The sequence below is a fragment of the Pseudomonas sp. GW456-12-10-14-LB2 genome (assembly GCF_002884345.1).
Taxonomy (GTDB): Bacteria; Pseudomonadota; Gammaproteobacteria; order Pseudomonadales; family Pseudomonadaceae; genus Aquipseudomonas; species Aquipseudomonas paraglycinae.
On record NZ_POHV01000002.1, the window covers coordinates 53,426 to 64,481 of the forward strand.

At 62.4% G+C, this 11,056-nt stretch carries 13 protein-coding genes; 5 read left to right on the forward strand and 8 right to left on the reverse strand.

Annotated features, from left to right (window positions below; genetic code table 11):
* Positions 1-66: 66 nt before the first annotated feature.
* Positions 67-606 carry a type 1 glutamine amidotransferase domain-containing protein gene (locus C1X29_RS01745; protein WP_085746705.1) on the reverse strand — a complete coding sequence of 180 codons (540 nt, stop codon included), beginning with the start codon at positions 604-606 and terminating at the stop codon, positions 67-69.
* Between the two features lie 227 nt (positions 607-833).
* Between C1X29_RS01745 and C1X29_RS01750 the strand changes: the two genes are divergently transcribed.
* The 3 genes from C1X29_RS01750 to C1X29_RS01760 all read left to right on the forward strand — a co-directional run bounded on the left by C1X29_RS01750 (position 834) and on the right by C1X29_RS01760 (position 2,877).
* Positions 834-1,646, forward strand: coding sequence for an HDOD domain-containing protein (locus tag C1X29_RS01750; protein WP_173940172.1), 813 nt, complete (start codon positions 834-836; stop codon positions 1,644-1,646).
* 25 nt (positions 1,647-1,671) lie between these two features.
* Complete coding sequence (gene mutM, locus C1X29_RS01755; protein WP_102716708.1) at positions 1,672-2,484, forward strand: bifunctional DNA-formamidopyrimidine glycosylase/DNA-(apurinic or apyrimidinic site) lyase; 813 nt, start codon at positions 1,672-1,674, stop codon at positions 2,482-2,484.
* A gap of 69 nt (positions 2,485-2,553) precedes the next feature.
* The gene (locus C1X29_RS01760) at positions 2,554-2,877 is read left to right on the forward strand and encodes a hypothetical protein (RefSeq protein WP_007953415.1); all 324 of its coding nucleotides are present in this window, start codon (positions 2,554-2,556) and stop codon (positions 2,875-2,877) included.
* Between the two features lie 38 nt (positions 2,878-2,915).
* Here C1X29_RS01760 and C1X29_RS01765 read toward each other — a convergent pair whose 3' ends face one another.
* The 5 genes from C1X29_RS01765 to C1X29_RS01785 all read right to left on the reverse strand — a co-directional run bounded on the left by C1X29_RS01765 (position 2,916) and on the right by C1X29_RS01785 (position 7,503).
* Complete coding sequence (locus tag C1X29_RS01765) at positions 2,916-3,167, reverse strand: YfhL family 4Fe-4S dicluster ferredoxin (protein ID WP_003195146.1); 252 nt, start codon at positions 3,165-3,167, stop codon at positions 2,916-2,918.
* 102 nt (positions 3,168-3,269) lie between these two features.
* Entirely contained in the window at positions 3,270-3,749 is a 480-nt protein-coding gene (gene coaD, locus C1X29_RS01770; RefSeq protein WP_007953414.1) for a pantetheine-phosphate adenylyltransferase, read from the reverse strand.
* 115 nt (positions 3,750-3,864) lie between these two features.
* A complete protein-coding gene (locus C1X29_RS01775; RefSeq protein WP_102716709.1) occupies positions 3,865-5,460 on the reverse strand; it encodes a GMC family oxidoreductase in 1,596 nt (531 codons plus the stop codon).
* Positions 5,461-5,502: 42 nt separating this feature from the next.
* Positions 5,503-6,048, reverse strand: coding sequence for a twin-arginine translocation pathway signal protein (locus C1X29_RS01780; protein ID WP_102716710.1), 546 nt, complete (start codon positions 6,046-6,048; stop codon positions 5,503-5,505).
* 24 nt (positions 6,049-6,072) lie between these two features.
* Positions 6,073-7,503, reverse strand: coding sequence for a coniferyl aldehyde dehydrogenase (locus C1X29_RS01785; RefSeq protein WP_102685786.1), 1,431 nt, complete (start codon positions 7,501-7,503; stop codon positions 6,073-6,075).
* 146 nt (positions 7,504-7,649) lie between these two features.
* On the opposite strand from C1X29_RS01785, the gene C1X29_RS01790 reads away from it, so the two are divergent.
* A complete protein-coding gene (locus C1X29_RS01790) occupies positions 7,650-8,321 on the forward strand; it encodes a TetR/AcrR family transcriptional regulator (RefSeq protein ID WP_007953407.1) in 672 nt (223 codons plus the stop codon).
* Between the two features lie 28 nt (positions 8,322-8,349).
* Positions 8,350-9,204 (forward strand): sulfurtransferase, encoded by an 855-nt coding sequence (locus C1X29_RS01795; protein ID WP_102716711.1) that lies wholly within the window; start codon positions 8,350-8,352, stop codon positions 9,202-9,204.
* Positions 9,205-9,208: 4 nt separating this feature from the next.
* Here C1X29_RS01795 and C1X29_RS01800 read toward each other — a convergent pair whose 3' ends face one another.
* A complete protein-coding gene (locus C1X29_RS01800) occupies positions 9,209-10,039 on the reverse strand; it encodes an AraC family transcriptional regulator (RefSeq protein WP_102716712.1) in 831 nt (276 codons plus the stop codon).
* Between the two features lie 4 nt (positions 10,040-10,043).
* On the reverse strand, positions 10,044-11,042 hold the full coding sequence (locus tag C1X29_RS01805; protein WP_102716713.1) for a hydrolase: 999 nt from the start codon (positions 11,040-11,042) through the stop codon (positions 10,044-10,046).
* Between the last annotated feature and the right edge of the window lie 14 nt (positions 11,043-11,056).

Consider the following 11,056-nt stretch of genomic DNA (forward strand, 5'->3'; position numbering starts at 1 on the left):
GGCGTGCGATGAAACGCGGCTGACCTCATCACGAGCAGGCCCGCCCCGTATCCATACGCTTATGCTCTATGCCGACAGCGCGTCGATCAGCGCATTGCTGAACGCCGGAATATCGTCCGGCTGGCGGCTGCTGATCAGGTGGCCGTCTTTTACTACCTCCTGATCAACCCAGTTCGCCCCCGCATTCACCAGATCGTCCTTGACGGTCTTGTAGCTGGTCATGGTCTTGCCATTGACCAGCCCTGCCGAAATTAGCAGCCAGCTGCCATGACAGATCACTGCGATCGGCTTGCCGGCGGACGCACCGGTCTTGACCAGGTGCTGGGCGTCCTGGTCGATGCGGATGGTGTCAGAGTTCTGCACACCGCCCGGGAGCACCACGGCATCGTATTGATCGATGCTTGCGCCCTGGAAGGTCTGGTCGACCTTGAAGTCGTCCGCAGGTTTATCGTGATTCCAGCCTTTGACGCTGCCGGCTTCGGCGGAGAGGATGTCAACCTGCGCTCCCGCCTGCTCCAGTGCCTTTTTGGGGCCAGTCAGTTCAACCTGCTCGAAACCGTCGGTTACCAGAAAAGCGACGCGCTTGCCGCTGAGAGAAGTGGCCATCGTTCAGCTCCTGAGTCTGTTGGAATTACTGCCCGCGACAGATGGGGAACTGCTCCGGGCACTACAGATTCCGAAGGCTGGTGGAAAGTGAAAGTTCCTGCGAATTGCCCACTGGTGTGTCGTCCGTCGGTTTTTAGAGGTTAGAATCGCGGCCTGTCCCAGAGTGTGTACTTATGTCCCAAGAGCTGACCACCGAACAGATTCAACAGTCCCTGCAAGGCATCAGCGTGCCCGCGCAGCCGCAGATCATGGTGGATCTGCAAATGGAGCAGTACATGCCCGACCCCGACCTGGAGACGATCGCCAAGCTGATCTCCCAGGATCCTGGCCTGTCCGGCTCGCTGCTGAAAATCGTCAATTCGCCCTATTACGGCCTGAGCAACAAGATCACTTCGATCAAGCGCGCGGTGAACCTGCTGGGCAGCCGTTCGATCATCAATCTGATCAACGCGATGTCGATCAAGGGCGAGATGAACGACGACACCATCGTCACCCTCAACCGTTTCTGGGACACCGCCCAGGACGTGGCCATGACCTGCCTGACGCTGGCCAAGCGCGTCGGCACCGAGGCGAGCGACGAGGCTTACGCCTTGGGCCTGTTCCACGACTGCGGCGTGCCGCTGATGCTTCAGCGTTTTCCGGATTACATGAAGACACTCGAACTGGCTTATGCCAACGCGAGCGCCGAGCGCCGGGTCGTGGACACCGAGAACGATGTCTACAACACCAACCATTCTGTGGTGGGTTACTACACCGCGAAGTCCTGGCGCCTGCCGGAACACGTTAGCGCGGCCATCGCCAACCACCACAATGCCTTGGCGATCTTCAGCGACGAGACTTCGCGCAACAGTCAGATGAAAAACCTGCTGGCGATCCTGAAGATGGCCGAGCACATCTGCGCGTCGTACCGGGTGCTGGGCAACCAGACCGAAGACTTCGAATGGCAGGCCGTCGGGCCGCTGGTGCTGGAATACATCGGCCTCTCGGATTACGACTTCGAAACGTTGAAGCAAACCATCCGCGAACTTGGCGCACACTGATTTAGCAAACTGATTCGAGACCCCCATGCCTGAATTGCCGGAAGTCGAAACCACCCGCCGCGGCATCGCCCCGCACCTGGAAGGCCAGCGAGTCAGCCGGGTGATCGTGCGTGATCGCCGGCTGCGTTGGCCGATTCCCGAAGACCTTGATGTGCGGCTGTCCGGGCAGCGCATCGTGCTGGTGGAACGGCGCGCCAAGTATCTGCTGATCAACGCCGAAGTCGGCACACTGATCAGCCACTTGGGCATGTCGGGCAACCTGCGGCTGGTGGAGATCGGGATGCCGGCGGCCAAGCATGAGCATGTCGATATCGAACTGGAGTCGGGCCTGGCCTTGCGCTACACCGATCCTCGGCGTTTCGGGGCGATGCTCTGGAGCACCGACCCGCTCAATCACGAATTGCTGATTCGTCTGGGCCCTGAGCCGTTGACCGATCTGTTCGATGGCGAGCGCTTGTATCAGCTGTCACGCGGGCGTTCGATGGCGGTCAAGCCGTTCATCATGGACAACGCGGTGGTGGTGGGGGTCGGCAATATCTACGCGACCGAAGCGCTGTTCGCCGCCGGTATTGATCCGCGCCGTGAAGCCAAAGGCATTTCCCGGGCGCGCTATTTGAAGCTGGCGATCGAGATCAAACGCATCCTCGCTGCCGCCATCGAGCGCGGCGGCACCACGTTGCGTGACTTCATTGGTGGCGACGGGCAGCCGGGGTATTTCCAGCAGGAACTGTTTGTCTACGGTCGCGGCGGCGAGCACTGCAAGGTCTGCGGCACGGGCCTGCGGGAAATGAAGCTCGGCCAGCGCGCGAGCGTCTGGTGTCCGCGCTGCCAAAGCTGAGCAGGGCGTCCGAAAAAGTCCTACGGTCTATAGTGAGTTGTCTCACTGTTCAGCCCGAAGGATCGTGCCATGAAGTCCTTGCAAACCCTCATCGTCGCCCTGCTGCTGTGCTTCAGCCTGACCGTTCAGGCCACGGAAGGCGGCAGCGGTGACCCTCGTTACGCCATCCAGAATCCACCGGCCTACGCCATGCTCGGCGATCTGCTGATTGCCCGACCATTGCTGGTGGTGGCAACGGTGATTGGTGCCGGGGCGTTCGTCGTGTCGTTGCCGTTCACCGCGCTGGGTGGCGGGATTGGCGATGCGGGAGAGGCGCTGGTGGTGGCGCCGGCGAAAGCGGCGTTCGTGCGATGCCTGGGCTGCACAGGGGAGGGATTCGAGCAGCGCGAATGACGCGATCGCAGCCGGGAGCTGCGATCGTATTCAGTGGCTCAAGCCTTGCCGGTGATCTTGCGGTACTTCTCCATCAACTGTTCTTCAGTCTCCGGATGAGCTTCGTCCAGTGGAATGCAATCCACCGGGCAGACCTGCTGGCACTGCGGCTCGTCGTAGTGGCCGACGCACTGGGTGCACAGGTTCGGGTCGATCACGTAGATCTCTTCGCCTTGGGAAATGGCGGCGTTCGGGCACTCGGGTTCGCAGACGTCGCAGTTGATGCAATCGTCGGTGATGATCAGGGACATGCTAACTCCAGCCGGGGCGGGGAGCCCGGGCGCTATGAATCAATGCGCGCAATTGTGCCGCATTGGCGCCCGTAGTGCACGCGGGCGCCGTTTGAACGGTCGTTACTTCTTGAAACGCAGGGTCAGGGCTTCGGCCACCGCCGGGTGGACGAACTTGCTGATATCGCCGCCCAGGGCCGCGATTTCCCGCACCAGTGTCGAGGAAATGAACGAATAACGCTCGGACGGGGTGAGAAACAGGCTCTCCACATCCGGGGCCAACTGGCGGTTCATGTTGGCCAGCTGGAATTCGTATTCGAAGTCCGACACCGCGCGCAGGCCACGCAGGAACACGTTGGCGTTCTGCTCTTTGGCGAAATGCGCCAGCAGCGTCGAGAAGCCGACCACTTCCACGTTCGGCAGGTGTTTGGTGACCTCGCGGGCCAGCTCGACCCGTTGTTCCAGCGGGAACAGCGGATTCTTCTTGGGGCTGGCGGCGACGGCGATGATCACGTGGTCGAACAGGCGCGAGGCGCGTTCGACCAGATCGCCATGGCCCTTGGTAATAGGGTCGAAGGTACCTGGGTACAACACTCGGTTCATCGCGTCGTCCTGGCGGGAATCCGTTGGGGAGTCGGATGGTATCGCAGCCGTCCCGGTCGGGAAAGTCGCCTGTTGGGTAAGAAAGCACTATAGACGATCGGAATTTTCGCCTTTTTCACGGGTTTCTCAACCGTTCGCCGAGAGATGTCGCCAGTTGCGCCGTCAGACCATACACCGACAACTGCGGGTTGGCGCCGATGCTGGTGGGGAACAAAGAGCCGTCATGAATCGACAGATTGCTCAGTTGATGATGGCGGCCGAGGCTGTCGGTGACGGCGGTTTTCGGGTCCTCGCCCATGGCGCAACCGCCCATGACGTGAGCGCTGCCCAGGCGGGTGCGATACAGCTCCAGACTCAGGCTGTCGATCAACGAGCGGGCCTCGGCCAGGCTGTTCACGTAGCGGGCATCGGCGTGCATCGGCATCACCGCTTTGGCGCCGCCGGCGAACTGGATCTCGGCCATGCTGTGGAAAGACCGGCGCAAACCCTCCCAGGTGTAAGGCGACACCTGATAGTCGAGCACCGGCGAGCCGTCACCGCGCAATTCGACGCTGCCGCCCTGGCTATCCGGGTGAAAACCGTCGCGCAGCAGGGCGAGCATCGCGTGGGTATGCGGCAGGTTCGCCATGTGTTGCGCGCTTTCCTGACCGAAACCACCGAGCAACGTGGCGGCCAGCGCCGGGTGCAGCGGCGGTACTTCGAGTTTGTAGGCCATCGGGCCGGTAGTGCCGTCCTTCCACTGGAAATGGTCCGAGTAGATCGACTGCGGCGCACCGTAGAACGGGTTGATGACCTCGTCGAAACGCCCGGCGGACATGTTCACCAGATGCAGAAAGGTGCGTTTGCCCAGCCGTTTGTGCGGATCCGGTGCATCCGAACGCATCAGCAGCGCCGGGCTGTTGATCCCGCCGCCGGCCAGCACGTAATGCCGCGCCTTGACGGTGATCGTACGTCCAGTCGGCTCGACGCAGCGTTCGTCCATCGCCACGCATTGCAGGCCGGTGACCTTGTCGCCGCTGATCAACAGCTTTTCGGCCCGGGCCAGATAGAGCAGTTCACCGCCCTTTTCCAGGGTTGCCGGAATGGTCGTGACCATCATCGATTGCTTGGCGTTGGTCGGGCAGCCCATGCCGCAGTAGCCGAGGTTCCAGCAGCCGCGCACGTTGCGCGGGATCACGTGCCAGCTGTAGCCAAGTTGTTCGCAGCCTTTGCGGATCACGTCGTTGTTGGCGTTGGGCGGCACCATCCACGGGGCGACGCCGAGACGCTGCTCCATTTTTTCGAACCACGGCGCCATGTCGGCGGGGCTGTGGCCTTTGACGTTGTGTTCTTTGGCCCAGTGTTCGAGGGTCGGCTCGGGCGTGCGAAAACTCGATGTCCAGTTGATCAGCGTGGTGCCGCCGACCGCGCGGCCCTGAAGGATGGTGATCGCGCCATCCTTGCTCATGCGGCCGATGCCTTCCTGGTAGAGGCTGCTGTAGGCCTGGTCTTCCAGCAGTTTGAAATCGCTGCTGGTCTTGAGCGGGCCTTCTTCGATCAGCAGCACTTTATAGCCGGCGGCGCTGAGGATTTCCGCCGTAGTGCCGCCACCGGCGCCGCTGCCGATGATGACGACATCGGCTTCCAGAGTCAGGTCATCGGTGAGTTGCGCGCCGTTGTAGGTTTTCCAGCCACGGGCAAGGCCTTCGCGAAACGGGTCGGGTACGGGCATCGATCAGGTTCTCTTATTATTGTTATGCGTGGGTCGCCAGGCTCAAACGGCGGGCGGGCCGGGATAACCGCAATGGGCCCAGGATTCGGCGCGGGTGTACCAGGCCATCATTACCATTTGCAGCAATGAGCTGTGGCCCATGCGCAGCAGGCTCAGCGAGCTGTTTTCCCAGCATTCGAGGAAGTGACGGATCGCCTCGGGGCTGGCGTTTTCCCAACTGCCCCAGATTCCGGTCAATGGCCCGCGCGTCACGGCCATGCCCAGCACATCGAACAGTTGCCGGGTGAGCTTGAGCATTTCCGGCGACAGGTGATCGAGGCTGTAATCCAGCGACTTCAGGGTGCCATCGACAGCGGCGGGCAGCTTTTCCACAGCAACGGCGCCATCCAGCATCACTGGAATCAGTGCGCGCAGAAACAGCAGATCGCCGCTGCGCAACGTGGCGAATCCGTTGGCCGATACGCTCGACGAACAGCCGCTGAGGCTGGCACCAAGGCCGGCAGTGGCGAGGAAGGCCGTGGCGCCCAGGCTGAATTTCAGCAGGCCACGGCGCGACAGGGCAGGTGTTTCGGTCAGGCTTGGGTGCATTGTTGTTATTACCCGGCGGTGACGTTAGCGAATGAACAGTTTCTGGATCAGTTTCTGAATGGATTTGCCGTACGGCGGGTAGATCAGCTTCGCCGCGTTGAAGCGCTGTTTGACCAGCACGCCCTTGGCCTTGCTGAACGTCAGGAAACCCTCGTGCCCGTGGTAATGGCCCATGCCCGACGGGCCGATGCCGCCGAACGGCATGTCGTCCTGCGCCACGTGCAGCAGCGTGTCGTTGAGGCAGACGCCACCGGAATGGGTTTCGCTGAGTACGCGCTTCTGTTCGCGCTTGTCGTAGCCGAAGTAGTAAAGAGCCAGAGGACGTGGCCGCTGATTGATGTAAGCAAATGCCTGATCCAGATCCTGATACGGCACGATCGGCAGCAGCGGGCCGAAGATTTCGTCCTGCATCACCGTCATCTCGTCGCTGACATTCAGCAACAGGCTGTGCGGCATGCGCCGGCCCTGGCCCTGGTCGAACAGCGGAATCAGCAGCGCGCCCTTGCTGGTGGCGTCGCTGAGGTAGCTGTTGAGCCGCGCCAGTTGGCGCTCGTTGATGATTGCGGTGTAGTCCGGGTTGTCGGCAAGCGTCGGATAAAACCCGCGCACCGCCTGGCGATAGGCTTCGACGAAACCGCCGATGCGCTCCTCCGGTACAAGCACGTAGTCCGGGGCCACGCAGGTCTGGCCGGCGTTGAGGGTCTTGCCGAAAGCGATGCGTTCGGCGGCGTCCTTGAGAGGTACGTCGTGGGAAACGATGGCCGGGGATTTGCCGCCCAGTTCCAGGGTAACCGGTGTCAGGTTTTCTGCCGCTGCGCGCATCACATGCTTGCCGACGCTGGTGGAGCCGGTGAACAGCAGGTGGTCGAAGCGCATCTTGGAAAACGCCACGCCGACATCGGCCTCGCCGAGCACCACGCACACCAGATCTTCGGGGAAGATCCGCGCCAGCAGTTCCTTGAGCAGCAGGCCGGTGGCCGGGGTCGATTCGCTGAGTTTCAGCATCACCCGGTTGCCGGCCGCGAGCGCGCCGGTCAACGGGCCGATGGCCAGGAACAGCGGGTAGTTCCACGGCACGATGACGCCGACAACGCCCAGCGGCTGATACACGACTTTCGCCGATGCCGGCTGGAAAGCCACACCCACTTTGCGCCGCGAAGGTTTCATCCACTGGCTGATGTGCCGGCTGGCGTAGTGAATGCCGTGCAGGCTCGGCATCAGTTCGGCGAGCAGGGTTTCATCGGCGCTGCGGTGGCTGAAATCGGAGCTGATCGCGTCGATGAGGGCCTGCCGTTCGTTGCTCAGCAAATCGCGCAGGGCCTTGAGCCATTGCTGGCGCTGGGCTGCAGGTGGCATCGGGTTGGCGGCGTAGGCGGCACGCTGCGCGTTGAACAGCCGGTTGAGCTCTTCCAGCGGCTGCTGCAGCGTTTGCAGGTAGGCAATATCGGCAGTCATTGTCAGCTCCGGAGATGTTGTTTTGAGGAACTTTTTAGAGTCTATGCTCTAGAAAGTCAAATGGCTTCCTTGCGCATCCTGGTTTTATCCCGTTCCGGTTAGGTCGTAAGATGCCCCCCAACGCACTCTGAATTAAAGCTCAAGCCATGGCCCCACGGATCAAAACCAGCGAGCGCATCGTGCAGAACAGCCTCGAGCTGTTCAATCAGCAGGGCGAGCGCAGCATCAGCACCAATCACATCGCCGCCCATATGGAGATTTCTCCGGGCAATCTGTACTACCACTTCCCCAACAAGCAGGCGATCATCGCCGTATTGTTCAGTGAGTACGAAAGCCTGGTGGACAGCTTCCTGCGTCCGCCCCAGGGCCGTGCCGCGACGGTCGAAGACAAGCGTTTCTATCTCAAGGAACTGCTGTCGGCGATGTGGCGCTACCGTTTCCTGCACCGCGATCTCGAGCACCTGCTCGACAGCGATCCGGACCTGGCCGGGCGTTATCGGCGCTTCTCCCAGCGCTGCGTGATCCAGGGCGCGGCGATCTACGAAGGCTTTGTTGCCGCCGGGATCCTGAAGATGGACCGCGTGCAGATCGAATCCCTCACCCTCAACGCGTGGATCATCCTCACCTCTTGGGTGCGCTTCCTGTGCACGACCCGGGAGAATTCCAATCACCTCAGCGAGCAGGCCATCAAGCGTGGCGTGTATCAGGTGCTGGTGCTGGAAGCAGGGTTCGTCACCGAGCAGGCCCGCGATGAAGTCAACGCCTTGTTCGAAGAGTTCTACGTGCCGCTGGCCCAGGCCCTCGAAGAGAGACCGTAAGCCCATTTATTCACTGGAGTCGTTCGCTATGCCGATTGCGCAACTGATCAGCCCGACCGCACTGGATGCCCGCAAGGCGCAACCGGGGCTGGTGATTCTCGATTGCCGTTTTGCCCTCGAAGACCCGGATTACGGCCAGCGCAGCTACGCCGAGGGGCACATTGCCGGGGCACATTTCGCCGATCTTGAACGCGACCTCAGCGGCCCGGTGACCAAGGGTGTGACCGGTCGCCATCCGCTGCCGGAGCCGGCGGCGCTGATCGAACGCCTGCAAGCGTTCGGCATCAATAACGACAGCGACGTGGTTTTGTATGACGACGGCCCGGGCGCCTATGCGGCGCGGGCCTGGTGGTTGCTGGCGTGGCTGGGCAAGCGTGACGGCGTGTTCATTCTCGATGGCGGGCTCAAGGCCTGGCATGCGGCGGGGCTGCCGTTGAGTCTTGATCCACCGTCAGCGGCCCGGGGTAATTTCAGCGGCCAGCCGGACATGAGCCTGCTGCTCAGCGCCGAGCAATTGCAGCAGCGCCTCGGCCAGCCGGCCCTGACCCTGCTCGATGCCCGCGCCTTGCCGCGCTTCAAGGGTGAAGTGGAACCCATCGACCTGATCGCCGGGCACATTCCCGGCGCGCAATGCGCGGCGTTTACCGACAACCTGGGCAGCGACGGGCGTTTCCTGCCGGCCGATCAGCTCAAGCAGCGTTTCGCCGCGAAACTCGGCGAGCGTTCCCCGAACGATCTGGTGGCTTACTGCGGCTCCGGGGTGACGGCGTGTCACAACCTGTTCGCCCTGTGCCTGGCGGGTTATCCGTTGGGTTCGCTGTATGCCGGATCGTGGAGCGAGTGGATCAACGATCCTGCGCGCGGTATCGCTACGGACGAGTAATCGCTCAGCGATCCAGCCGCGCGCTGCGATAGGCCGCCGGCCCCACGCCGTAAACCTGTTTGAATTGCCGGCTCAGATGGCTCTGGTCGGCAAATCCCAGCTGCGTGGCGACCTCCACCGGCAGGCAGCCGCTCTGCAACAAGCCACGCGCGCAGGCGATCCGCTGCTGCATCAGCCAGCTGTGCGGCGGCATGCCGGTGGCGCGACGGAACACCCGGGCAAAGTGGAAGGGCGAGAGGTTCACGGCCGCCGCCAGTTCTTCCAGCGAGGGCGGCGCCGCCAGTTGCGCGTGCAGCAACTCCTTGGCCATCGCCACCGCGCGGTGCTCTTTGCCGGGGTTGCCGTTGATCTGCACCGCTGCGTGACGCTGTAACAGCAACATCATCATTTCGCGCCACACCGTTTGCTGTTGCAGCGCGGTGGCGGGGCTTTCCAGCAAGCGATGCAACTGACAGAAACCGTTGACCAGGTCCGGATCGCGATACAGCGTCGCGCCGAAAGCCGGCATCGGTGCGGTCGGCAGTTCCAGCTCATTCAGCAGCGCGACGATCTGCCCTGTGTCGGGATAAAACGCCCGGTACAGCCAGCCGTCCTCCGTGCCTTTGTGGCCGTTATGCACTTCGTCCGGATTGATCAGCACCAGCGTGCCGCTGCCCGCCAGGTGTTCGGCGCCGCGATAACGGTAGCGCTGGGCGCCGGCCATGATCATGCCGATCACATAACCGTCGTGGACGTGCGGGGCGAAACGATGCTCGATGTAGCGCGCGGTCAACAGCTCGACCCCGGCCAGAGGCGCGGCCTGCCAGAAACGGATCGACTCGCCCTGATCGCTCATGACTTCACCCGCGCCCCGCGTCGGCCAGCCACTGCGGAATCCGTCGCTCCAGGTAATAACCCGGTTGGCGGAGCGTGCCGTCAACAAAGCCGACATGCCCGCCCTTGCTCTGTAATTCGAACTGCGTCGTGGCCGACAGCTCGCTGGCCTGCGGCAGGCTGTGGGGGAACACGAACGGGTCGTCAGCCGCCTGAATAATCAGGGTCGGCGTGCGGATCTCGCCGAGAAAGTAGCGGCTCGATGCGCGGCGATAGTAATCCTCGGCATCGGCGAAACCGTGCAGCGGCGCGGTCACCCGGCCATCGAAATCCCAGAAAGTGCGCATGTTTTCCAGCGAGCCGAGGGCTGCCAGTGCGGCGAGACCATCCTCGCGCCCGTCGTGCTGGAACTGGCGCTGCTTGTTCTTGATGTAGGCGACCATCTCGCGCATGAAGTGCGCCTGATAGACCTTCGAGAAGCCCTGGCCGATACGGTCGGCACATTGATCGAGGCGAAACGGCACCGACACCGCCACCGCGCCGAGCACGCCGCTGGCACTGCCGGTTTCCCCCAGATGCTTGAGCAACACATTGCCGCCGAGGGAATAGCCGACCGCATACAGCGGCGCCAATGGCCGCTTGGCTTTCAGATGGCGGATGGTTTCGGCGAGGTCTTCGCTGGCCCCGGAATGGTAGCTGCGGGGCAACAGATTCGGCTCGCCGGAGCAGCCGCGCCAGTTCAGCGCAACACTGGCCCAGCCTTGCGCGGCGAGGGCTGCCTGGATTCCGGCGACGTAAGGCGAATTGGAAGAACCGGTCAGCCCGTGCAGCACCAGCACTAGAGGCGCGTCGGCGCTGTGCGGGCCGTGCCAGTCGAGGTCGAGGAAGTCGCCGTCGTCCAGCCACAGCCGTTCGCGCTGGCGATCAAGGTGCACGGTTTTACGCCATAGCGGCCCCCACAAGGTTTGCAGGTGTGGATTGCCGAGGCCGAAGGCGGGGATGAACGGTTTAGACGAAGGGGACACGATTGCTCTCGATG